Here is a 25,236-nt window from a genome sequence, read left to right as displayed (position 1 = left end):
ACACCATGTATTAATTTAAAATTAATGATGAAAATGAAAAAATATAGAATATTTATAGGTTTAGCGGTTGTCTTGGCCACTGTTACAGGGTGTTTAAAAAACAATGATATTGATCATCCCGACTTTGACTACCAAACTGTATATTTTCCTTATCAATATCCAGTACGTACCATTGTACTAGGAGAGGATTTAACAGTTAATAACACATTAGATAATGAGCGGAAAGTAGAGATAAAGGCTACGTTAGGTGGTACAAGAGATAATAAAAACAATGTTATTATAAATTTTGATGTTGATGCTCCATCTTTAAGCAACTTGAAATTTGCTAATGGCGGCAATATTGTTTTAATGCCAACAAATTATTACAGCTTAGCTTCCAATCAAATTAATATTGCTCAAAGCAATATTAATGGTGGGGTACTGGTACAACTTACAGATGCGTTCTTTGCAGATCCACTTTCAATAAGAAACACATACGTTCTTCCTTTAAAAATGAGAAGTGTACAAAATGTTGACTCAATTTTAGCAGGTAAAGATTTTGTTTTTTATGCAATAAAGTTTATCAATCCATGGCATGGGTTTTATTTGCGGAGAGGTTTAGATGTAATGACTAGTGGTGCAACAAGCCGCAACGTAAAAAGACATGCTGTTTATGTAGAGAGTGATCAGGTAAACAAATTGAATACCAAGTCGCTTAACCAAACAGAATTTCCGGTTGAGTTTAGAGATGCTCAAGGAAGGTTGTTTTCATGCACACTGTTGCTAAGTTTTGACAGCGATGGTAAGTGTATAATCACCACAACCACCGCTAATTTTACTGCTACTGGAACAGGATCTTTTGTGAAAAAAGGAGAAAAAAAGAGTTGGGGTAACAAAGACCGCGACGCACTTTACCTAGATTATCAGATAACTTATGCCGGAGTTACGGTAGGTTCCGGAACAAATACCGCAAATATAAGTGGTTCTATTGCAACTAAAGATACTTTGGTAATGCGTGATAGAGCTGTAAATTATGAAGTGTTTACTCCTGTACCTCAATAATTACTTAAATAAATAATGATGAAAATCAATAGAAAAATAAATAGAGGTATCATGGCTTGTGTCATGATATCTTCTCTGCTCTCTGCTTGTACAGAGTTTGAAACCAATGATATTGTGGTAGATAAACCGCAAAGCATCATAGATCAGGAAGTACTTGACGGTTACGTTAAGCTTAAAACAGCTGTAGATAATGCTAGCCAACCAAATTTTAAGCTTGGAGTTGAACTTACGATAAATGACATCATTAACAATGGTGTATTCTATCGTTTGATGCAAACTCATTTTGATCAAGCTGCCCTCAGCATTAACCACATGGACTTTGTTGGGACTGATGGCGTTGTGGCTTTGGGTAATCTTCCTCTTGCTTTAGATACCAACAAAGCAGTAGGCATGGGTGCTTATGCTGGAAATTTAGTTTGGCATGAAAAGCAACAAGCTGCGTATTTGAATAGTCTGATAGCTGATATTCCGGTCCCAGGACAAATACTTAATGATGTTGTAGCGGATTTTAACACTGACGCTCTTGGAAAAGTTTATCCAACTACCAGTGCCGCAATAAGAGCAACTGTTGTGGCAGATCCTGATGGTAGAAGTGGCAACGCTTTGCGTATATTAAGAAATACTGGAGGTAATAATTATCCTCAAATATTAGTAACATTGCCAGTAGGCCGTACATTGGGTCAATACAGTTCAGTTTCTATTGATTTTAAAGGAGCTGGTTGTTGTGGATTATTCGGTGGTGGAATGCAGTTAGGGATATCAACTCAACTGGGTACTCCTGCTAACATTAAAGGATACGGTGGTCCCTCATCATTTGGTGTAGCTGATAATGTTTGGGGCAGAGGGACAATCAATTTGTCACTTTCAAATTTAAATTTGACCACAGCGGAAAAGGCATTAACCACTTTTTACGTAACCATTGGCTCTAATACCGGAGCTCCTGACTATTTATTGGATAATTTAACTTTGAAAGGGGTAATACTAGCACCACCTATAGTAAAAACGCCAGAGGAGAAAAGAACAATTATCACAGCAGAATTGCGTAAGTGGATTAAGGCTGTTGGTGAGGCAGGTAAAGATAAAGTTCAATCTTGGGGTGTTGTTTATCAACCTATGGATGAAACTACCCCTGCTAATCTTAGAAGTGGAGTTTCAATTAATCCAAAACCTGCTAACGTTTTCTACTGGCAAGATTATTTGGGTAAAGATTATGCAGCAGTTGCAATAGGTATGTTAAAACAATATGCTAATCCAACTGATAAAATATTTTTTACTGAAACTAATTTAGTAGATAATCCAGCAAAAATCCAAGGATTAAAAGATTTTATTACTTACACTGCCGGAAAAGGCGGTCAGGTTGATGGAATTGCAACAGAATTAGCCTTAAATATTGATGCAGATAAAGGTAAAATTGAAGCAATGCTTCAGTCATTAGCAACTAGTGGAAAGCTCATCAAAATAAGAGCTTTAGATATCGGCACTGGCGGCACTACTCCAAATGCGACTCCAGCGTTATACCAACAACAAGCAGAAATGTACAAATGGTTTGTGAAAGCATACTTTACTAAAATTCCTGCAGCTCAAAGAGCAGGTATTACATTTAAAAGCGCTATCGATAGAGCTAGTGGTGATAGCTGGAGAGGCAATGAGCCAGTTGGTCTTTGGACAAATGTAAAAAGTGGAAGCACTGTTAATGTGGGTATACAACGTAAACCTGCATACCTAGGCGTGTTAGAAGCATTACAAGGAAAATAGAAATAAATTTAGTACAGTTTGGTTTAAGTAGTGAATACCGGGAGGTTGTCTAATCTCCTGGTATTTTTTTCCAAAGTTTCTGTAATTAAGCGCTATTACTAACCTATAATCATTAAAGTCATCTCGTTTTGATGCTGATTGAAAATATCCCAATATATTATTATAAATCAATAACATATTGGGATTTTACCTAAAAATCTTCTGTTCTATTGGCCATTTCTATGTGATGGGAAAGTGCTATCCGTGTTTAACATTAAAATAAAAAATTTATGAAAAATAAACTTTACTCATTTTTAGTCTTAATCATTCTTTTTACAGGATGTAAAAAAGATAAAAATATAGCTAAAGACGCTTCTTCCGGCTTTAATGTAGATGTGTTAACAATTCCAAATTCATCTGGAAAAGCGGAATTTACTATAAAATGGGAGTTTGCTGAATGGGAAATCTCAACCGATGTTAATGGATTTATTTCTGGCTTTACCTTTTTAAAAGGTGGAAGTTTAAATCACACCAGTGCTACCAGAGTTAGTTTTAACTATACAGACAACCCTACTTCTATGGAAAGGAAGCAGGATATAACACTTACCAACAAAACTACTGGTGAAAAGACAGTGTTAACAGTCACTCAAAGTGCTCCGCTTCCTGTAGAACTTACATTAGACGCATCTATCCAGTATCAAAATATAACAGGTTTTGGTGGGATGAACACCAGTTGGGGGCCTAAAATTACTGTAGAAGATGTAGAAAAGATGTATTCTTCAAATGGCTTAGGATACAATATGATGCGAGTTATGATTTACCCAAAAAAGGCTGATTGGGGAACTGATGTAGCGAGCATACTTAAAGCACAATCTTTAGGAGCAAGAATCTTAGCTAGCCCTTGGACACCTCCATCTGAGATGAAAAGCAGCAACAGCAATCTCCATGGATATTTGCTTCCTACTAAATACGGAGATTACGTACAGCATTTAAATGATTTTATCGCTTTTATGAAAGATAAGGGAATTATTATTGAAGCAATATCCATCCAGAATGAACCAGACTGGAGTCCGGAATACGATGGTTGCGAATGGTCACCCGAACAGATTTTAGATTTTATAAAAAATTACGCAGGTAATATTAATGCTAAAGTTGTTGCTGCAGAAGCAGTAAATTTCAAGAAAATGTACACAGATCCAGTTTTAAATGATCCTATTGCTGTAAATAATTTAGACATAGCAGGAGGGCATTTATATGGTGGTGGTTTACTGGATTATCCATTAGCCAGACAAAAAGGTAAAGAGATTTGGATGACAGAACACCTGTTGAACGAAGTAAACAGTGGTATGGGCTGGCCACAAGCGTTGGTATTTGCAAAAGAATTGAATGACTGTATGGAGAGCAATTTTAATGCATATTTCTGGTGGTATTTAAAACGTTATTATAGCATGTTAGGAGATGGCGAAAAGGGAACAACAATGGGTGAAATTTTGAAAAGAGGGTATGTACTTTCTCATTATGCCAAATACGCAACCGGCCGAAAAAGGATACAAATTGGTAAAATCGCTAATAATGCTAACGTTAATATAACTGCTTACAGCGGTCAAAATGATATTACATTAGTATTTGTTAACAACGGAACTTCAGCGGTTCCTTCTGTTAAAATTAATTTGACCACAGCAGTTAAAAGCGGTGAAGGCGTAATTACTTCAGAAACACAAAACATGGAACCAACAAATGTTGATATCGGTGCAGATAAAAAATCGGTGATGATAAGTTTACCTGCAAAAACTGTAGTTTCTATTAAGTTAAACAAGTAAGCTATACAAAAAGATCAATTGTTGGGTTAAAAAACTTATATAATTAAATTCCATAAAAAAATCGGTTAGGAAATTTTTCTAGCCGATTTTTATTAGTGAAATATTTAGATTTTTCTTTCTTTCGCTTAGTTTGCTTCTCGGTAATTACATCAAGCTTAAATCTTGTTTTTATAAATAACCAATACTTTATTTGAAATCGAAATTTTTAGGTAGAGCTATTAATTGCAAACCAAACACAATCATTTAATTATAACTTTTGAGTTGTTTAGGTTTGTTTTTACCCTCTATTTTACCGCATAACTAATTTTATTATCAGAATGAACATTTGTCTCGTAAAATTGCACAAAGTTGCTTTTCTGTTTACACGCCTGAACGTACTTTCGTAGAGTAACCAATTTTAAAAATTAAACATTAACCTTCAATTGATTATTAGAGTAATTAGGCTTCAATTTTCATACAGAGCTGGGTACTTCTCGTAAACAATTATTTGAAAAATACTATACAAGTCGTCGAAATGGAAATCTAGTAAAATTGAAGTTGTGGTTCACGTGATAACAAATAACGGATAATGGAATAGAGGTGTTCATAATTATTCAAAATGCTTCATTGGTTAAAGTGAAACTACCATCATATTGGTTTGTTTAAAATGAATATTGAGGATTAAATGAGCCAAATCTATTGAACTAATGGTGATAAGTTATTTAAGATATAAGTAACGAGGTCTCTATTGCATATTTTAAAAATTAGCATTGAAATTAAAGGTATTATACAAAAATTAATATTCAGTTGTAGTAATAAAGGAATTACTGTTTTGAACAAACCATAAAAAATTATTAGTAGAACAATAAAATTATGATTAAAAATAAATTGATTACAAGCTTTTTATTTATTGGAGTATTGGCCACAAGCGGTTTCGCTCAAGAAAGTAATAATTCTTTATCAAAAATGACTTTAAAAGAAGCATTTGCAGGAAAGTTTTTGATAGGATGTGCCGATGATTTAAGAATTAATAATGAGGCCTATCAGTCTAGTATTAAAACCCAGTATGATATCGTTACGCCAGAAAATTCTATGAAACCTCAATCAGTTCATCCTACTGAGGGTAAATATAACTTTGTAAGCACAGATGCAATGGTTGATTGGTGTGAGAAAAATGGTTTACAGGTTTGGGGGCACACATTAGCTTGGCATGGTCAAACTCCAAGATGGTTTTTTCAGGAAAAAAGTGCATCTATCGGAGAAAACGCTAATGTAAAAACATCGTTTTCAAATCCGACTATTCCACCACCACCACCACCAACAACACCACCAACAACAACAAGCAATCCGCCAAGATCAAATTGGGGAGGTAATAGAGGCGGAGTAGATACAAGCCCTCAAGCAAGTAAAGAAGTTGTTTTAGAACGTTTAAAAAATCATATTATGACTGTAGCGGGAAGATACAAAGGACGTCTTGTTGGCTGGGATGTTTTTAATGAATCTATTGCGGACGGTGGCGATGGTAAAACAGAGAATCTTCGGACTTTTAGTTGGTACAAAGCAGTTGGTCCCGAAGTAATTACGATGGCTTTTAAGTGGGCACATGAAGCCGATCCTAAAGCTCAGCTATACTATAACGATTACAATATTGAGCAAGGTGCAGTGGAGAATAAAGGTAAACATGCTAGTTCCATGTTATTGCTAAAACGACTTATTGCCGAAGGTGCGCCAATCTCAGGTGTGGGAATTCAAGGACATTGGCACCTAAATACCAACCTTGCAGATGTTGAAAAAGCTATTGAAAATTATGCATCTCTTGGCCTTAAAGTTTCTATTACTGAACTTGACGTTACAGCAACAGGTGATAATAGTGGTGCTATGGGTGTAAATCAAGGCGACAGAAAAATTCCTGCAGAAAACTACCAGAAACAGGCTGATGTATATAAAAAACTGTTCGAAATTTTTATGCGTCATTCAGACGTAATAGACCGCGTAACTTTTTGGGGTTTAAGCGATACCAGATCATGGCGTAGGGGGCAAGATGCACTTTTGTTTGATGGAGATTTGAACCCTAAACCTGCTTATAAAGCAGTTATTGAGGCTAGCGTGACTAAATAATAATTGCTTTATCATGTTTTGTTCAGCTAATTATTAGAGCTAAGAAAGTTTGGAAAAAGTTCAACACAACAGAATTACACTTTTATATCGGTAGATAAGCAAATACGAGGATGATTTTAAATTTTGATAGTTAAATCAATCACTATTTTTTAAAAAATTATAAATTTTAATAATAAAAATAACAGATGAAGATTATTTTTTTCTCTAAACGATTACATGTAATGCTATTATTTATAGCGATGTTTCTTTTTTCTATTGTTGAAACAAAAGGGCAGGTCAATCAACCTAAAAAAAGCCCATGGGTTGCACCATCAAACTATGTAGGAGGAGCTAATCCATATTTACCATTATGGGAGCATTTACCTGATGGAGAGCCACGTGTTTTTGAAGATCCAGATCGTCCGGGGAAATATCGAATTTATATTATAGGATCTCATGATGTTAGATTCACAAGTTATTGCGGACCCGATATTAGAGCTTGGTCTGCACCAGTGGAAGACTTATCAAACTGGCGTGATGATGGAGCTATTTTCACCTATCCAATAAATGGACAATGGGATGTAATGTATGCTCCTGATTTGGTGGAGGTTAAAGGAAAAGATGGTAAAAAAGAGTATTATCTATATCCACATAGTCGCGGTCGAAACAGATTAGAAATGGTGGTTAAAGGAAGCCGTCCTGACGGGCCCTTTACACCAATTAACATGAATGAAGACGGAACAAAAACACTCCCAGGAAGTATTATGGGTTTTGATCCTTCAGTTTATATTGATTACATCACAGATTCTAAAGACCCTGATTATGATAAAGGTTTTAGAGCTTATGGTTATTGGGGTTTCCAAAGGTCTTCAGCTGGGCAATTAGATCAGAAAACAATGTATTCGATTAGACCGGGAACAGAATCTATTGGCTATTTTATTCCTGCAAGTTCTAGATACGGTGTTGTTAAAGATCCGGAAGGAACAACTTATCCTAACCTTTTTCCAGGTGAGGATTTGGGTTCATTTAATTTTTTTGAAGCTGCATCTATCAGAAAAATTGGCAATAAATTTATATGGGTTTATAGCGGCTATTCAGGTCCTGAATATGGATTAAGTAGTACCAATTCCGCATTACGTTACGCTTATGGCGATACGCCATTGGGCCCATGGAAAAGTGGAGGTGTGTTGGTTGATTCAAGAGCTGTGGTGCTTAATGAAAACGGAACCAAATTGCAGACAACCTATGCCGGGCATAACACACATGGTAGTGTACAGTTAATTAACGATCAATGGTATGTGTTTTATCACAGAGCGCCAAGAGGATTTGGAAATGCTCGTCAATCTACCGTAGCACCAGTAACCATAAAATGGGATGAGAAATCTGTGGCAGATGGCGGTAAGGTTACAATTGGTGCATACGACCCTTATGCTAAAGATAACGCTTGGACAGCTAAGGATAGCCAAGGAAAAGAATACACTGGCGCAGAAGTAACTTCAGAAGGTTTTTACATTTACGGACTTGATCCTTATCAGTATTATTCAGCCGGATACGCAAGTTACCTTTCCGACATCAACAGCCAACAGGATTCTTGGGATATTTGGGATAATAATATGCCAATTACCAATGTAAAAAATGGAAACATTGTTGGATATAAATATTTTGGATTTGGAGGACTTGACAAAGATAAAAAAGGGTTGAAAAGTTTTGAGGGAGTAAAACCAAAAAATGAAACAGCTTTTAACCTTTTTATAACGCCAAAAACTAAAAGCGCATTTAAAGTAAACGTTTGGTTAGACGGGCCATGGGATAATACGACATGGAAAGGTAAAAAAATCGGAGTCATCAATGTTCCTGCCAACGCTACACAAGAAACAACTCAGTTTACTGTAGACGTTTCTAAATTTGTAGATAATTTAGATAAAAAACACGCTATTTATCTTGTTGCAGAGGGTGCTGACTCACAAAATCTTTTTGATTTAATTGGTTTAGGATTTAGCTCCAATAAAAAGAAAATTGTACGTCCGGTTTCACCTACAGTAAGTGTTAAAGTTAATGGAGTTGATTTAGATTTACCTAATCATCCGGTAAGATCAACAAATACTAATGGTATTTTAGGGGTTGATATTTATGAAGCTAACTATAAAATTCCTTCCAGTTTAACTACCATTCCAACTGTCTCGGCATCTTCTAGTAATAGTGCTGTTAAAATAGCAATTACTCAAAGCGATTCAAAATCAGGAACTGCTACGGTACTTTTTGATTATAATGGTACTGTAAAAACTTATAAAGTAGTATTTACTGCCGAATAAGATTTTGCTATGATGATTACGACATGTTTATAAACGATTAAATTTTAATAATTTTAAAATAATAAAATGAGGAAATTTCTTTTTTTGATACTGCTAACAAGCTCCACACTTTTATTTGCACAGCAAAATATTTGGGAAAACCCAGCTGTTTTTCAAAAAAATATGGAACAACCTCATGCTTATTTTACAACTTATGATAGTGAGCAGAAATTAAAGATTGATGATCAATCCCAATCTCCATTTTATCAATCATTGAACGGTGAATGGAAATTCAACTATGTAGCTAAAGTAGCAGACAGGAATCAAAATTTCTTTAAAACAGATTTAGATGATAGTGATTGGAAAAAAATAAGAGTACCGTCTAATTGGGAAATAGAAGGTTTTGGTATTCCTATATACACCAATGTTACTTATGTGTTTCCAAAAAAACCTCCTTTTGTTGGTCCAGATAATCCTGTAGGAACTTATCGGAGGCAATTCAATGTTCCAAAAGATTGGGACGGTAAAGAGGTTTTTCTAAGATTTGGTTCGATATCTGGGTTTGCAACTATTACTGTAAACGGAAGAGAGGTAGGTTTAAGCAAAGCGGCAAAAACTCCATCCGAATTCAATATCACTCCTTACCTTAAAAAAGAAGATAATTTATTAGCTGTTCAAATCACCCGGTGGCATGATGGCTCATATTTAGAAGATCAGGATTTTTGGCGATTAAGCGGTTTAGAAAGAGATGTTGCTATTTATGCACAACCAAAAATTGGAGTTTGGGATTTTGTGGCAGATGCAAATTTGGATAAAACCTACAAAAATGGGATACTAAATCTTTCAGTAAATCTTAGAAAATTTGAAGATGCAAAACTTAAAAACACATCATTAAATGTGATGGTTAAAGATGCTAGTGGTCAAACAATTTTTAATAAAAAATTACCTGTAAATGAGCTAAATGCCGATTCTGTGATGCTAAAAATCAATCAGGAAATTAAAAATGTTAAACCATGGAATGGCGAACATCCTTATTTATATAGTTTGATTTTAGCTTTTACTAACAATGGCGAAACTACTTATACAGGTTCTAAAATCGGCTTTAGAACAGTAGAGATTAAAGATAGCCAATTGATGGTAAACGGTGTCCCGCTAATTGTTCATGGTACCAATAGGCATGAACATGACATGAACACAGGTCATGCTTTGGATAGAGCATCTATGATAAAAGATATTAAATTGATGAAACAATTTAATATCAACGCAGTAAGAAATAGCCATTATCCAAATAACTCACTATGGTACAAACTGTGTGATGAATATGGAATGTACATTGTAGATGAAGCAAATATAGAGATTCATGGTATGGGGGCATCTTTGCAAGGTAATTTTGATAAAAGTGTTCACCCAGCTTATTTACCATTATGGGCACCAGCTATTTCAGATAGAATTTACAGAATGGTAAAAACAAATAGAAACCATCCTTCGGTAATTATTTGGTCTATGGGAAATGAGTGCGGGAACGGAGATGTTTTTCATGATGCTTATAAATGGATCAAAAATGAAGATAAAACACGTCCTGTTCAGTTTGAACAAGCTGGAGAAGATTGGAATACAGATATCGTTAGCCCAATGTATCCTGGTATAGATCATATGAAATATTATGCTAAATCCGATAAAAATCGCCCTTTTATTATGTGCGAATATTCACATGCAATGGGAAACAGCAGTGGTAATTTTCAGGAATATTGGGATATCATCAATTCTAGCAAAAAAATGCAAGGAGGTTTTATTTGGGATTGGGTAGATCAAGGCTTAAAAGCTAAAACACCTTATGGTAGAGATTATTTTGCTTATGGAGGTGATTTAGGTGGTTTTAACATTCAAAACGATGAAAACTTTTGTGCAAATGGATTGGTTTCTGCAGATAGAATTCCTCACCCAGGTTTGTATGAAGTAAAAAAAGTTTATCAAGATATTTTCTTTTCAAACTTTAATCAAGATAAAAATCAAATAACCATTTCGAATCAGTTTGGCTTTAGAAATTTAGATAATTATAACTTCAAATGGAGTTTGTTCAAAAACGGAATTATAGAAAAAGAAGGCGAATTTAAAGTTGCGTTAAATGCTCGCCAATCAAAAGTAGTTTCGCTACCTATCCCAAAATTATCTAGTAAAAACGGAGAAGAATATACTTTAAACTTTAGTGCCACTTTAATAAGAGCAGAGCCTTTATTAGACGCTGGACATGAGGTGGCAAAAGAGCAGTTTATTTTAAATAGCAAATATTTTGTCAATACAGAATCGTCATTAGGCAATTTAACTGTTAGCAAAAAAGACAACATGATAAATTTCTCTTCTGGCGATATAGAAGGAAGTTTTAATAAGACTAATGGAAATTGGACATATTACCGCATTAATGGAGATAGGAGAATGATTAATAGAATGCCCGAACCTTACTTTTGGAGAGCACCAACTGATAATGATTTTGGTAATAGAATGCCAGAGCGTTTAGGCATTTGGAGAACCGCCCATGCCAATAAAACTATGAAGAAAGTAACTGTTGCTGATAAAACTAAAGACGGACAGTCTATTAAAGTTGATTATGTTTTAAACGACATTGATGTACCGTACAGCATTGTTTACAATATTAAAAATGATGGTTCTGTAGAAGTTTCTGCATCCATTAATATGGAAGGTAAAAACATTGCCGAGCTACCTCGTTTTGGGATGAGAATGCAGTTACCTGGCGAATTTGAAAATTTAAATTATTATGGTCGTGGACCTTATGAGAATTATAGTGACCGTAAATCTGCATCATTTATAGGTAGTTACAGTAATAACATAAAAAATGAATATGCCACAACCTATATTAGGCCACAAGAAAGTGGTTATCATACAGATGTAAGATGGTTTTCTCTTACTAATGCAGCAGGCAAAGGTTTGAAAATCGTTGGTATACAACCTGTTTGTTTTAGTGCAATTAATTATAGCACCGAAGATTTAGATCCTGGGTTACAAAAACGACAACAACATCCTACTGATTTAAAAATAAGGAATGAAGTTTATATTCATATCGATTTAAAACAAAGGGGATTAGGTGGCGATAATAGCTGGGGAGCTTACCCGCATGAGCAATACCTGCTTAAGGACAAAACTTATAGTTATAGTTATGTGATGAGCTTAACGAAATAAAAAATATCAAAGTACTCGCTAAGCCCTTCAGGAAGTATTAGTGATAGTAATGTAGAATCCAAAATATTGATTTCTAAAAAATTAAAAAATAATCCTCCCCATATTTTACGCTTGATCCGTTTATTTAGATAATTTGATTAGGCTCAAAATGAAAAAACCCCTTAAATCATTGATTTGAGGGGTTTTTGTTTCGATTTGACTCGAGTTTTGTACTCAGAGCGGGAATCGAACCCGCACTCCCTTAACAGGAACAGGATTTTAAGTCCTGCGTGTCTACCAGTTCCACCATCTGAGCAAGCTTAACGCTTACTAATAAATATCCTGAGATATTTATCGAGCGAAAGACGAGATTCGAACTCGCGACCCCAACCTTGGCAAGGTTGTGCTCTACCAACTGAGCTACTTTCGCTTATTTTTTAAAGAACTTTGTTCCCCTTGCGGGTTGCAAATATAGACAGAATATTATTCTTTGCAAGAGGTGAATTAAAAAAAAATCAAACTTTCTTATAAATCGTTAGTTTTCAGTAAGAAAAAAACTAAATCACTTTCAAAACCACGACTGATTGCATACTGGCCGAGCTTATAAGTAATTTGATAATCTTTTTTTTCTTTTATAGTTGGGCGTTTTTTCTCTATTAAGCTCTTAAGTATTTCTAAATATTCATCTTGGTCTAAACTTTTTAAAGCTTTTTTAATTAAAGGACCTGATACTTGTTTGAATTTTAAACCCTGAGAAATCTTATTTCTTCCCCAGCTTTTTATCCTTAATTTACCTTGGGCATAAGCCAAAGCAAAACGCTCTTCGTTTAAATAGTTATTTTCTATTAACTCTATTATAATGTTTTCTAACTCTAAACCTCTTATTCCCAAAGTAATTAACTTGCCTCTTACCTCGTATTGGCTTCTTTCTTGGTATGCACAATAAGCTTCGGCTTTTAATAATGCCGCCTGATAACTTAAAGGTGTTTCATTTTTTTCTTGCATGAGCCATAAAATTAGTGATATTCACGAATAATCATCAACTTTGCGAAAGATGTCTCAATTTTCTTTTACAGCCGAAGAGTTAGCAAAAAATATAGCTACTAAGTCTTTACTTAATAGTCCAAATCAAATTGTTAAACATTTGTTAACGGATAGTCGGAAAATTACCGATGCCAAAGAATCTGTTTTCTTTATTTTAAAAGGCAGTAAAGATGCTCATCAATACATTTCTTCTGTTTACAGTAAAGGTGTTTTTACATTTGTTTTAACCAATTTAGATTTTGATACATCGCCTTTTCCAAATGCAAACTTTATTTGGGTAAATGATAGCCTAAAGGCAATGCAGCAATTAATGGCAAAGCATAGGGCGCAGTTTAGCTATCCTGTAATTGCAATAACAGGAAGTAACGGGAAAACCATTGTTAAGGAATGGTTGTATCAATTGCTTTCACCAGATTTTGATATAGTAAGAAGTCCGAAAAGTTATAACTCACAAATAGGTGTGCCTTTATCTGTTTGGCAAATGACAGATGATTATAATTTAGGAATTTTTGAAGCAGGAATTTCTAAGGTTGGGGAGATGGGAGCTTTGGCTAATATCATCAAACCAAATATTGGAATTTTAACAAATATAGCATCTGCACATGATGAAGGTTTTGAAAGCAGACAACAAAAACTGGAAGAAAAGCTTTTACTTTTTAAAGATTCCGAATCATTAATCTTAAACAGCCAATATAACCATACAGACTTTAAAGATAAAAATGTTTTTACATGGAGTTTAACGCAAATAGCTGATTTAAAGATTAGCGATATAAAAAGTTCTTTATCCCATACTGTTATTACAGCCAATTATTTGCAGCAATCTGTAAGTATTAAAATTCCGTTTACAAATCAAGTTTCTGTAGAAAACGCCATCATTTGCTGGGCTACACTTTTAAGCTTAGGGATTGAGCAAGATATTATTGCCAAAAGAATGGAAAAGCTATTGGTGGTTAAAATGCGTTTAGAACTTAAAACAGGCATTCACCAATCTTCTATCATAGATGATTCTTACAATTCAGATTTTTCTTCATTAGATATTGCACTCGATTTTTTAAATCAGCAAAATCAGCATCCTAAAAAAACTTTAATCTTATCCGATATTTACCAATCAGGTATTTCAACTTCTCAATTGTATCAAAAATTAGCAAGTTTACTTTTAAACAAAGGGGTTCACCAATTTATTGGTATTGGTGGGCAAATTATGAAACATCAAAATTTGTTTAGTACAAATAGTTTGTTTTTTAAAGATACTGATGATTTTTTAAAGAATTTTAATACAGCAAATATTAAAAACCAAACGGTATTATTAAAAGGATCAAGAGATTTCGAGTTTGAAAAAATAAGTAAAGTATTAACTCAAAAAGTGCATGATACCGTTTTAGAAATTAACCTAAATGCGATAGTTAATAATTTAAAACATTATAAGGCTAAACTTAAGCCGGGTGTTAAAATGATGGCAATGGTTAAAGCTTTTGCTTACGGTAGTGGAAGTGATGAGGTTGCTAATTTATTGCAACACCACCGGGTTGATTATTTAGCTGTAGCTTACGCCGATGAAGGAGTAGCTTTGAGACAGGCTGAAATTACAATTCCGATAATGGTTTTAAGTCCGGAAGTTTCTTCTTTTGAGGCTTTAGTTAAATATAATTTAGAACCCGAATTATATTCATTCAGAATTTTAGAGGCTTTTACAGAATACTTAGAAAATCAAAACATCAAAGAATATCCTGTCCATATAAAATTAGATACCGGGATGCACCGTTTAGGCTTTAATCCAAATGAGATAGAAAAATTAGGGTCATTTTTAAAAAAACAATCTGTTTTAAAGATTAAAAGTGTTTTTTCTCATTTGGTAGCTAGTGATAATGATGTACATAAAGAATTTACTGAACTTCAAATCAGTACTTTTACACAAATAGCTGCTCAAATAGAATCAAATTTAAAATATCCTTTTATAAAGCATTTGGCTAATACATCGGCAATTACAAAATGGCCAACTGCACAATTTGATATGGCGAGGTTGGGAATTGGATTATACGGAATTGAAAGTGTAGAAGAAGAGAAGCAAGCTTTAGCAAACGTTGCAACATTAAAAACTACGATATCTCAAATTAAAGATTTAAAAAAAGGGGAAACTGTTGGTTATGGCCGTTCTGGTGTAATGACGCATGATGGCAGAATAGCTACAGTTAAAATTGGTTATGCAGATGGCTACCCTAGAGCTTTAGGCAACGGAAAAGGTTTTATGCTTGTTAATAATACGTTAGTACCAACAATTGGCAATATTTGTATGGATATGACCATGTTGGATATAAGTGAGATTGATACAAATGAAGGCGATGATGTGATTGTTTTTGGAGAAGATTTATCTGTTTATGATGTTGCTAAACAATTAAATACCATTCCTTATGAGGTAATCACAAACATATCGCAAAGGGTTAAAAGAATATATTTTTACGAATAAGAAGATGAAAAGGATTTTAAAAGCATTACTTAATTACTTTATAAAAGGTTTGTTAGTGGTTTTGCCATTAGGAGCAGCCTTTTTCTTAATGTTTTGGGCATTTTCATCTGTTGATGAGGCTTTAAATTTAAGTGAAAGGTTTTTGATTAATCCTTACACAGGGCAGCCTTTATATATTCCAGGACTTGGGATATTATCTGTTATTGTTTTGATCCTAATTACAGGTATTGTGGTAACTTATTTAATAACAGAGCCTATTTATAACTGGATTAGCAAATGGTTAAATAAACTACCATTGTTCACATTCATATACTCGTCTATTAAAGATTTAACCGAAGCTTTTGTTGGGGACGAGAAAAAACTAAACGAACCTGTATTGGTTGAAGATAGTCATGGCTTTAAAAGAATAGGTTTTTTAACGCAAAAAGATATGAGTTCTTTCGGCCTAAAGGGCGATGTTGCTGTATATTTTCCTTGGTCTTATTCTTTTGCAGGGCAAGTTTATATTGTTAAGGCAGAACAAGTGAAGCCATTAAATATTTCATCTGCACAGGCTATGAAGTTTATTGTGTCTGGCGGGGTGAGTTCTATACATTAAGGTTTAACCTTATACTTTAAAAATCCGGTAGAAATACCAAAGCGTAAAAAGCCATAATGGTCAGAAAAATAGATATTATACGGGTCTTCTCCATAATATCCGGCTGTAGCCATTAAAAAAACATTTTGCATAAATGGCAAACTATAATTAGCGGTAAGTTCTGCATTTAACCTCTTTTTTATTCCTTTAATTGGACTATTGCTTATAGAGTTTACAGCATAAGATACATCTGCATTTAACCTTAAATACTCTTTTTCTAATTGAGTCTTTTCTTTGCTTTTTGGTTTATAAAAAGTATACTTTCTCAAAGAAAAATTATAATTTAAGCGTGTAAAACCGTAATTATCTTCTAATGCTTTTTCATAAGCAAACCATTTATGCCACTCTAATCCAACTTTATGATTGTAAGAACTATAATTTTTACCTGCTGCATGGTTTGTGAAATTCCCAAAATTATAAGAAGCTGTTAAATAATTAGTACTAAAGTTTCCGTTATAAGTATTTATTGTTCCATCTGTATTTATAGCGTTTGCATCTTGTCCGTTAGAGTGATGGGTGAAACCAATTTCTGCGTATTTATAGTTATTTAAGTTGTTATTCAATCTTACATAAGTTGCTCCGCCTAATCTAAAACTTGGTGTTCTTACTCCGGCTGATTTTTCATTTCTTACTCTTACCGTAAAATCGGGAATAACAGCAAAAGCAACAGGCAATTTTTTTGAAGCTAACAGCATATAAGTAGTTGTTAATTTACCCGATAAAATATATTTAGATGGTGCTCCAATTTCGCTTAAAGGCGATGTGTAAGATAATTGCCTGTTTTCTTTGTAACGTTCTATAAATTGTAAGTTGAGCGAATCGTTTGCTTGGGCAAATGAACTTATTGAATAAAATATAATAAAATTAGCGAGGATAGTTTTTTTAGTCATTGTTTTAAATAAACGATAATGAAGGCAGGGTAGTTTTTGAATTACGATGAATTTTTTGATAGAAGATATGTTTCAATCTAATTATAAAAATGTTAAAAAATACTTTTTAATAGCAAAAGCGTTGATATGAATGAATTTTACTAATTTTAATAAATTTATAGAATGACATTTTTAGAGAGACATATTCCCGAAATTAAAAAGTTATGTAGCAGTTACAGCGTTAAGTCTCTTTATGCTTTTGGTTCTGTTTTGACAAATAAATTTACCGCCAAAAGTGATATTGATTTAATTGTTGATTTTGAAAACGTTCAATTAGAAGAATATGCCGATAATTACTTTGAATTTAAGTTTGCATTACAAAGTGTTTTAAATAGGCAGGTTGATTTATTGGAAGAGCAGGCAATTAAAAACCCTTATTTCAAAAAAAATATTAGCGAACATAAGCAACTGATTTATGGACATTGAAATCAAAAGTTGGCTTTTTGATATTTTAACAGCTATTTCTGAAATTGAAAGTTTCTTTGCGGATAGACCAAAAGATTTTAAGGTCAATCAAGCCGATATTAGAACCAAAAGAGCTGTTGAAAGAAACATAGAGATTATTGGTGAAGCTATGAGCCGAATTTTAAAGAAAAATCCAGACTTTACAATAACAAATTCAAGAAAATTGGTTGACGTAAGAAATCGTGTTATACATGGTTACGATTCAGTTTCGGACGAAACAATTTGGGGAATAGTGAATAAGCATATTCCAATATTAAAGGTAGAAGTTGAGATTTTGTTAGAGGAGTAGATAAAATATACTTTAAAGTTCCTAAAGACTTTATTGAATTTTTTTTAGTAACGTTATTTTAGAACCGGATAATACTGAAATAAAAAGCCAGCTAAGTAAGACTAACTGGCTTTATCATAAATCTTAAAAATTAGGTTTAAGCACATATTTCTCATAAAATCTAAAAATATGTTCTGCAGCTTCTTCAGCAGTATCTACTAATCTAAAAAGGTTTAAATCTTCGGGGTTAATATTTCTTTCAGATTCTAACATGGTATTTTTAATCCACTCAATTAGGCCTTTCCAATAATCAACACCAACTAAAACAATAGGGAAACGAGCAATTTTACCAGTTTGTATTAATGTCATGGCTTCAAAAAGCTCATCCATAGTTCCAAAACCTCCTGGCAATACAATATAACCTTGAGAATATTTCATAAACATCACTTTTCTGATGAAGAAATAATCAAATTCTAAAATTTTGTCTCTATCAATATATCTATTATGAAATTGCTCAAAAGGTAGTTCAATGTTTAACCCAACTGATTTTCCACCAGCTTCAAAAGCACCTTTATTTCCAGCTTCCATTATTCCAGGGCCACCACCAGTAATTACTCCGTAACCTCTTTCTGTTAATAAACGACCAGTATCAACAGCCATTTGATAATATTTATTTTCGTTTTTTGTGCGGGCAGAACCAAATATGGAAACACAAGGACCAATTTTAGCCAACTTCTCAAATCCATCAACAAACTCGGCCATTATTTTAAAAATTTGCCAAGAATCTGTTACTTTAATTTCTTGCCAAGTTTTGTTCTCAAACGCACTTCTTATTTTATCTTCACTCGTCATACTCTTTTATTTAATTAAGCAATTTATGCTTTTCTATGGTAGATTATGTATTTTCTATTAAATGTAACCAATCTGTTATTTAATAAAAGACTCTAAATATAATTTTGTTTTATTTTTTAATAAACACAAATTTAATGGCTATGTAATTTATAATAGCTTCGGTTTAAAACCAATCGCTAATTAGCATTTAATTTTTAAATTAGCAAAATGAATTTTTCCTCTAAATTATTAGAGAATGCAGTAACAGAATTTGGAAAACTACCCGGAATTGGGCAAAAAACTGCTTTGCGTTTGGTTTTGCATTTATTAAATCAAGAACATAGCCAAGTTTCTAAATTCACCGAAAGTATAACTGTACTAAAAAACAATATTAAATTTTGTAAAAATTGTCATCATATATCTGATGCCGAATTGTGTGAAATTTGCACATCGCATAAAAGAGACCAAAGTATTATTTGCGTGGTTGAGGATAGTCGTGATATTATGGCTATAGAAAACACGCATCAATATAACGGTTTATATCATGTTTTAAATGGTTTAATATCTCCAATGGATGGCGTTGGCCCTGCCGATTTAACTATTGCCCAATTGGTTAATAGGGCAGAAAACACGGATGTTAAAGAAATCATATTTGCACTAAGTGCAACAATGGAGGGCGATACCACCATTTTTTACTTAAACAAGAAGCTAAATACAGAAAACATTAAAATTAGTACATTAGCCAGAGGGATTGCTTTTGGTGGAGAAATTGAATACGCCGATGAATTAACTTTGGGTAGATCTATTACCACAAGAGTACCTTATCAAAACTCTCTTACTAAATAGCCTTGGAATTATCTATCATTATTGTTAGTTACAACGTTAAAGATTTATTGCAGCAGGCAATCAGTTCTTTATTGGTTGCAGCTGAGGATATAAAATCTGAGATTTTTGTGGTAGATAACAGTTCTAAAGATAAATCCGTGGAAATGGTTAAAAACTTTTTTCCGCAGGTGAATTTAATTGAAAACGCCAAAAATGAAGGTTTTTCTGTGGCTAACAATCAGGCAATAGTTAAAGCAAAAGGCAAATATATTTTAGTAATAAACCCCGATACCATTACAAATAAAGATACATTAAGCAAAACCATTAATTTTTTAAATAACAGAGAAGATGTAGGTTGTTTAGGTGTAAGAATGTTAAACGGACAAGGTGAGTTTTTACCCGAATCAAAAAGAGGTTTACCAACACCTTGGGTTTCCTTTTGTAAATTATCTGGTTTAAACCGTTTGTTTCCAAAATCTAAACTGTTTAATAGTTATTATCTGGGCTATATTAACGAGTTTGAAACGGCAGAGGTTGATGTTATTGCGGGAGCTTTTATGCTTTTAAGAGCATCAGCTTTAAAAAAAGTGGGTTTGTTTGATGAAGATTTTTTTATGTATGGAGAAGATATTGATTTATCGTATCGTTTAAAATTAGCAGGATTTAAAAATTATTATTTCCCCGAAACATACATTACACATTTCAAAGGACAAAGTACGCGTAAATTTAGTTTCAAATATTTGCAGAGTTTCTACGGATCAATGTTCATTTTTGTAAGAAAGCATTTTTTAAAATTTTAACATGAGTTTAAAAGGTAAAGTTGTAGTTATTACAGGCGCATCTAGCGGAATAGGAGAGGCTTGTGCTTATGAATTTGCAAAAAGGGGTGCAAATGTAGTTTTAGCGGCAAGGCAGTACGTTAAGCTTTGCGAAATTACACAAGATATTCACCAAAAATATAAAGTGAAAGCTTTAGCTGTACAAACAGATGTAAGTGTTGAGGATGATTGTAAGCATTTAATGCTACAAACCATTGCCACTTTTGGGCAAATTGATATTTTAGTAAACAATGCAGGTATTTCTATGCGGGCTTTGTTTAAAGATCTGGATTTAGAAGTGCTGAAAAAAGTGATGGATATAAATTTTTGGGGAACTGTTTATTGCACAAAATATGCAATAAACGAACTTTTAAATAGGAGTGGGTCTGTTGTTGGTATTTCTTCTATTGCGGGTTTTAAAGGTTTACCAGGGCGTACGGGTTATTCTGCATCTAAATTTGCAGTTAATGGCTTTTTTGAATCTTTAAGGATAGAAAACCTAAAAAACGATTTACATGTAATGGTTGCTTGTCCGGGTTTTACAGCTTCAAATATTAGAAATGTTGCTTTAAACAACAGTGCTCAACCTCAAGGAGAGTCTTCAATGGTAGAAGAGAAAATGATGAGTAGCCAAGAGGTGGCCATTAGAATTGTTGATGGTGTTGAAGCAAGAAAAAGACAATTAATTATGACTGGCCAAGGTAAATTAACAGTAACGCTTCAAAAATTTATTCCCAAATTTTTAGATAAAATGGTGTTTAATCATTTTAAAAAAGAAAAAGACCCACTGATTAGTTGATTTTTTTTGTTCTTAACAAGTGTTTCAGGTTATTAAAAACGTTATTATAGATAAGTCTAAAAAAAAATAAATTCTAATTATTTCACAAAACCAATTAGATAAATTAAAAATTCTTAGGATTATTTACCGTATTTAATTCTGTAAAAGCAATTAATTGATCAAAACGGAAGCCGGGTGCTTTGTAATAAATCAAAATTTGATAATCGTTTTCCGTTTGGAAAAAGTCACCTTCAAAAGCGTTTTCTTTAATCACTTTACCATTTTCATCAGCCCAAACGTATTTATATTCTGTAACACCTTGCTTTATAAGTGTGTTTAAGCTAAATATATTATTTGTAGCGTCATATTGCATTCTGTTTATTTTATTACGTTGATAAGCATTAAACTTACCTACAACATAAGCGTAACCTTTATCATCTGGTGGAGTGGCTTTTAATGCAAAACCAACATTTGCATAATCGGCATCATAACGTGGGTCAAAACCATCTTGATTAAGGGTGTAAAAGTTTCCATTCTCATCAAACTGAAAGGTGTATTTAGCTTTACTTCTATCTAAATCTGTAAATAAATTAACCCTAAAAAGAGAATCCTTTATAATTTGATAAACCCCTTCAGATGTTACCCTAAAACTTCTTGTGTCAAAACGTCTAAATTCATTTCCGCCCGCAAAATCATTAGTCAGAATATCTGTATATACTAACTGGTCTTTTCTTATAAAAAGCGGTTTGATTGTTCTTTTAATTGTTTCGGTTCTTGCATTTTGCATTACCACCGCCACAATTTCTTGATAAACGTTTTGAATATTTAAATTAGGATGAAATATGGTAAAGTTTATTTTTTGATTAGCATCTCTTTCAGAAACAGCGTTAGAGAAAACTGTTTCTGCTTGCAAATTTACTTTTGTATTTACAATAAAAAACCTACGCGATAATAGCAATTTTGTAGGGTCTCCGTTCTCATAAACTTTAACCAAGTAGTTGCCAGATAATTTAGGGATAATACTTAAATTGGGTAAGTTTATTTGATAATGCGTATAGTTTTGGTAGGTATTGTTGGCAACTCTATAATTATTTACAAACTCTTCATTATAACTATCTAAATAATCAATTGATGTAATGGGAGAAGGCGTCCAATCTGCATTACAATGAACAATCGTATAATACAAATTGTGTCTTCCACCTCGTAGATCATCAAACCTCAAAATCAATTGTTCCGAACTTCCTAAATTTAAGATGGGGAAAGATTGTTCCTTTTGTGCGTTAAAAAAAGTAACAGTCTTAATTTCCGGAATGTAATCTACATCGTCATAAATTAACTCAGATGATGGGGCAACTACAACAACTTCACGTTCTTTCTTTTGTTTTTTCTGCTTTTTTTGAGCGTGAATAGTAGATGTAACAAATAATAGGCAGCAAGTAATAAGAACTATATTTATAGAAACTTGTAATTTATTTAAAACACTCCCTTTCTTCATAATTTCTATTTTAACTTACATATTTATAAAATTATTATTTCATAAATTCTATTACCAACAATTAAACACCTAACAAACTAACCACCAAATCATCCTTCCAAAATCATTATTTCTTCTGCCAATTGCTCCCAATGTAATTGTACTGCTCCTAAGCTTTCTTTAGCTACGTTATAACGCTCGTTTACTTCTTTAAGTTTTGTTGGATTGCTATAAATTTCCTCTTTAGCAATATCTGCTTCTAAAGTTTTTACCGCTTTTTCTTTTTCTGCAATTTCATCTTCTAGGACCTGTAATTGCAGGTTAAGTTTTTTTAGCTGCTTTTTCTTTTCTTCAATTTCAGAAGGTTTTGGCTCTTCTTTTTTAGGTTTAGCTACCTTTGCAGGCTTTATTCCACCTGTTTCACCAGCTTTTTCTCTTTTTGCCTGCCATTCTTCGTATTCGGCATAAGTGCCTGGATACTCGTTAATGTCTTTATCCTCTATAAACCAAATTTTATTGGCAACGTTATCTAAGAAATACCTATCGTGAGAAACGGCAATAAAAGTACCCTCATATTGCTGTAAAGCCTGAATTAATATATTTACAGATTGAATATCTAAGTGGTTGGTAGGCTCATCCAGAATCAAAAAGTTAGAATCAGTGGTTAATGATTTTGCCAAAGCTACCCTTGATTTCTCGCCTCCTGATAATACCCTAATTTTTTTGAAAACATCATCTCCAGTAAATAAGAAACAGCCTAAAATAGAACGTAATTCAGTATCGCTATGTTTTGGTGCAAAAGATTGCATTTCTTCTAAAATAGAGTTGTCTAAATGCAAACTCTCTAACTGATGTTGTGCGAAAAATGTTGTAGTTACATTATGCCCAGTTTCGCACATTCCTTTAAAGGTTTCTGTGCCAGCAATAATTCTTAAAAGTGTTGATTTACCTTTACCATTTGCACCAATTAAAGCAATTTTATCGCCTTTTTCAATTACACCATCTGCATTCTCTAAAATATCAATTGCAGGATATTTTTTATAAGCTTCTTCAATTCTAACTACATGCCTTCCAGAAGGTTTGCTAAATTTAAATCTGAAATTTACCGTTGGGTTATCATCATCCACATCATCCACACGCTCCATTTTATCTAAAGCTTTCATACGGGATTGTGCCATTTTGGCTTTAGATGCTTTGGCTCTAAAACGCTCAATTAAACGTTCTTCTTGTTTAATTTTAGCTTGCTGATTTTTAAACTCGCCTTTCTGAATTTCTCCTCTTAAAGCTTTTTCTTCTAAATAGAAAGAATAGTTACCAGAGTAAATCGTCAGTTTTCCTTTTCTAGATTCTACAATACGGTTAACAATTTTATCTAAAAAGTACCTATCGTGAGATACAATTACTATTGCGCCATCAAAACCATTTAAATAAGCTTCTAACCATTTAATAGATGGTAAATCCATGTGGTTGGTTGGCTCATCCAGTAAAAGAATATCAGGTGTTTGCAGTAAAATTTTAGCCAACATAACACGCATACGCCAACCTCCAGAAAAGGTATTAAGCGGACGATGTTGATCTTCTGTACTAAAACCTAAACCGGCTAAAATCTCATTCGCTCGGTATTCAATACTATAACCATCTAAAGCTTCAAATTCTTGTTGCTTATCGCTCAGTTTATTTAAAATCTCTTCAGAATAGTCAGTTTCAATCTTTTTTAATAAAATTTCAATCTCGTCATGCAGTTGATTTTGGCGCTCAAAGGCTTCCATGGCCACATGTAAAATGCTATGGTGAGAATCGTAAGACAACAAATCTTGGTTTAAATAACCAATTTTTAAATCTTTAGCCATTGAAATAGTACCCAAAGAAGGGGCATATTCACCAACAATTATTTTTAATAAAGTGGATTTTCCAGTACCATTAGCACCAATTAATCCTATTTTCTCTCCTGGTTTAATATGCCAGTTAGCGTCTTCGTATAAGGCTCTAGAGCCAATTAAGAATGTTAAGTCGTTTATTGCAATCATTTGGGCGCAAAGGTAGCAATTATCAACGATTAGTTTACTAGTTGCCCACCTTATGATTTCATTCAATTAAATGTGTTTATTATTAAATTGATTATAGCGAACAAATTATTCTTCTTTTTTAGCCTTCGCAGTTTCTTGATCTTGCTTTAACACAGCATCAGGTTGGTTAGCTAGTTTTTCGTCTCGTTCATGTAGTTCTTCCCTTTTTTCTTTCACTTTGTTCCAATCTTTCCCTTTGTCTTTTCTGTCCTGAAATGTCATATCGTTAAATTTTATCGGTTAATATGATGTTTAGATTTTATTTCATCATTAATGTGATGCATGGTATTACTATCTAATGGGGTTCCAACAGTTTGTACTAAACTTCCATTATCAAAAAGTTTAACCCTAATTTTTTCTTCTTTGTCAGCGATATTAATTTCAAATTCATTAATATCTTTTATGTAAGCTACATGGGCTTTTGTAGGCTTTACATCGCCCATTAAATGTATAGTAATTTCAAAAAATGTTTCCATGATATTTTAGTTTAAATAAAACACT

General features: G+C 33.2%; 20 protein-coding genes and 2 tRNA genes. 13 read left to right on the top strand and 9 right to left on the bottom strand.

Annotated features, from left to right (window positions below; translation table 11 throughout):
• Positions 1-33: 33 nt before the first annotated feature.
• The 6 genes from ACFSSE_RS15320 (at position 34) to ACFSSE_RS15295 (ending at position 12,157) form a co-directional block, all read left to right on the top strand.
• On the top strand, positions 34-1,041 hold the full coding sequence (locus tag ACFSSE_RS15320; protein ID WP_379041537.1) for a DUF5627 domain-containing protein: 1,008 nt from the start codon (positions 34-36) through the stop codon (positions 1,039-1,041).
• A 15-nt stretch (positions 1,042-1,056) separates the two neighbouring features.
• Positions 1,057-2,796, top strand: coding sequence for an endo-1,4-beta-xylanase (locus ACFSSE_RS15315; RefSeq protein WP_379041539.1), 1,740 nt, complete (start codon positions 1,057-1,059; stop codon positions 2,794-2,796).
• 269 nt (positions 2,797-3,065) lie between these two features.
• A complete protein-coding gene (locus ACFSSE_RS15310; protein WP_379041541.1) occupies positions 3,066-4,595 on the top strand; it encodes a hypothetical protein in 1,530 nt (509 codons plus the stop codon).
• An 852-nt stretch (positions 4,596-5,447) separates the two neighbouring features.
• On the top strand, positions 5,448-6,692 hold the full coding sequence (locus ACFSSE_RS15305) for an endo-1,4-beta-xylanase (RefSeq protein WP_379041543.1): 1,245 nt from the start codon (positions 5,448-5,450) through the stop codon (positions 6,690-6,692).
• A 185-nt stretch (positions 6,693-6,877) separates the two neighbouring features.
• The gene (locus ACFSSE_RS15300) at positions 6,878-8,983 is read left to right on the top strand and encodes a hypothetical protein (RefSeq protein ID WP_379041545.1); all 2,106 of its coding nucleotides are present in this window, start codon (positions 6,878-6,880) and stop codon (positions 8,981-8,983) included.
• A gap of 66 nt (positions 8,984-9,049) precedes the next feature.
• On the top strand, positions 9,050-12,157 hold the full coding sequence (locus ACFSSE_RS15295; protein ID WP_379041547.1) for a glycoside hydrolase family 2 TIM barrel-domain containing protein: 3,108 nt from the start codon (positions 9,050-9,052) through the stop codon (positions 12,155-12,157).
• Between the two features lie 210 nt (positions 12,158-12,367).
• On the opposite strand, the gene ACFSSE_RS15290 is transcribed toward ACFSSE_RS15295, so the two are convergent.
• The 3 genes from ACFSSE_RS15290 to ACFSSE_RS15280 form a co-directional block, all read right to left on the bottom strand.
• Positions 12,368-12,452, bottom strand: a tRNA-Leu gene (locus tag ACFSSE_RS15290).
• A gap of 41 nt (positions 12,453-12,493) precedes the next feature.
• Positions 12,494-12,566 (bottom strand) — tRNA-Gly (locus ACFSSE_RS15285).
• Positions 12,567-12,661: 95 nt separating this feature from the next.
• Positions 12,662-13,141: a regulatory protein RecX gene (locus tag ACFSSE_RS15280; RefSeq protein WP_379041549.1), complete on the bottom strand. Its 480-nt coding sequence runs from the start codon at positions 13,139-13,141 to the stop codon at positions 12,662-12,664.
• A gap of 49 nt (positions 13,142-13,190) precedes the next feature.
• Between ACFSSE_RS15280 and ACFSSE_RS15275 the strand changes: the two genes are divergently transcribed.
• Together ACFSSE_RS15275 and ACFSSE_RS15270 are read left to right on the top strand one after the other, a co-directional pair.
• Complete coding sequence (locus ACFSSE_RS15275) at positions 13,191-15,644, top strand: bifunctional UDP-N-acetylmuramoyl-tripeptide:D-alanyl-D-alanine ligase/alanine racemase (RefSeq protein ID WP_379041551.1); 2,454 nt, start codon at positions 13,191-13,193, stop codon at positions 15,642-15,644.
• A 4-nt stretch (positions 15,645-15,648) separates the two neighbouring features.
• A complete protein-coding gene (locus tag ACFSSE_RS15270) occupies positions 15,649-16,242 on the top strand; it encodes a DUF502 domain-containing protein (protein ID WP_379041553.1) in 594 nt (197 codons plus the stop codon).
• On the opposite strand, the gene ACFSSE_RS15265 is transcribed toward ACFSSE_RS15270, so the two are convergent.
• Complete coding sequence (locus ACFSSE_RS15265; protein ID WP_379041555.1) at positions 16,239-17,171, bottom strand: hypothetical protein; 933 nt, start codon at positions 17,169-17,171, stop codon at positions 16,239-16,241. The two genes, ACFSSE_RS15270 and ACFSSE_RS15265, sit on opposite strands and share 4 nt — an antisense overlap.
• 162 nt (positions 17,172-17,333) lie before the next feature.
• Between ACFSSE_RS15265 and ACFSSE_RS15260 the strand changes: the two genes are divergently transcribed.
• Together ACFSSE_RS15260 and ACFSSE_RS15255 are read left to right on the top strand one after the other, a co-directional pair.
• Positions 17,334-17,636: a nucleotidyltransferase family protein gene (locus tag ACFSSE_RS15260; protein ID WP_379041557.1), complete on the top strand. Its 303-nt coding sequence runs from the start codon at positions 17,334-17,336 to the stop codon at positions 17,634-17,636.
• Positions 17,626-17,964: a HepT-like ribonuclease domain-containing protein gene (locus ACFSSE_RS15255; protein ID WP_379041559.1), complete on the top strand. Its 339-nt coding sequence runs from the start codon at positions 17,626-17,628 to the stop codon at positions 17,962-17,964. The genes ACFSSE_RS15260 and ACFSSE_RS15255 overlap by 11 nt, the downstream gene beginning before the upstream one ends.
• A 123-nt stretch (positions 17,965-18,087) precedes the next feature.
• On the opposite strand, the gene ACFSSE_RS15250 is transcribed toward ACFSSE_RS15255, so the two are convergent.
• A complete protein-coding gene (locus ACFSSE_RS15250) occupies positions 18,088-18,795 on the bottom strand; it encodes an LOG family protein (RefSeq protein ID WP_379041561.1) in 708 nt (235 codons plus the stop codon).
• Positions 18,796-19,002: 207 nt separating this feature from the next.
• On the opposite strand from ACFSSE_RS15250, the gene recR reads away from it, so the two are divergent.
• The 3 genes from recR to ACFSSE_RS15235 are packed head-to-tail and all read left to right on the top strand — an operon-like array spanning position 19,003 to position 21,216.
• Positions 19,003-19,620, top strand: a complete 618-nt coding sequence (gene recR, locus ACFSSE_RS15245) for a recombination mediator RecR (protein WP_379041563.1) — start codon at positions 19,003-19,005, stop codon at positions 19,618-19,620.
• A gap of 2 nt (positions 19,621-19,622) precedes the next feature.
• The gene (locus ACFSSE_RS15240) at positions 19,623-20,399 is read left to right on the top strand and encodes a glycosyltransferase family 2 protein (protein ID WP_379041565.1); all 777 of its coding nucleotides are present in this window, start codon (positions 19,623-19,625) and stop codon (positions 20,397-20,399) included.
• Between the two features lies 1 nt (position 20,400).
• On the top strand, positions 20,401-21,216 hold the full coding sequence (locus ACFSSE_RS15235; RefSeq protein ID WP_379041566.1) for an SDR family oxidoreductase: 816 nt from the start codon (positions 20,401-20,403) through the stop codon (positions 21,214-21,216).
• A 103-nt stretch (positions 21,217-21,319) separates the two neighbouring features.
• Here ACFSSE_RS15235 and ACFSSE_RS15230 read toward each other — a convergent pair whose 3' ends face one another.
• The 4 genes from ACFSSE_RS15230 to ACFSSE_RS15215 form a co-directional block, all read right to left on the bottom strand.
• Positions 21,320-22,690, bottom strand: coding sequence for a type IX secretion system plug protein (locus ACFSSE_RS15230; protein ID WP_379041568.1), 1,371 nt, complete (start codon positions 22,688-22,690; stop codon positions 21,320-21,322).
• Positions 22,691-22,779: 89 nt separating this feature from the next.
• Entirely contained in the window at positions 22,780-24,696 is a 1,917-nt protein-coding gene (locus tag ACFSSE_RS15225) for an ABC-F family ATP-binding cassette domain-containing protein (protein ID WP_379041570.1), read from the bottom strand.
• Positions 24,697-24,801: 105 nt separating this feature from the next.
• On the bottom strand, positions 24,802-24,957 hold the full coding sequence (locus ACFSSE_RS15220) for a hypothetical protein (protein WP_379041572.1): 156 nt from the start codon (positions 24,955-24,957) through the stop codon (positions 24,802-24,804).
• 11 nt (positions 24,958-24,968) lie between these two features.
• Positions 24,969-25,211, bottom strand: a complete 243-nt coding sequence (locus ACFSSE_RS15215) for a hypothetical protein (RefSeq protein ID WP_379041574.1) — start codon at positions 25,209-25,211, stop codon at positions 24,969-24,971.
• Between the last annotated feature and the right edge of the window lie 25 nt (positions 25,212-25,236).

Source organism: Pedobacter alpinus (assembly GCF_042684645.1).
GTDB lineage: Bacteria > Bacteroidota > Bacteroidia > Sphingobacteriales > Sphingobacteriaceae > Pseudopedobacter > Pseudopedobacter alpinus.
This window is presented reverse-complemented; position numbering and strand designations above follow the sequence as displayed.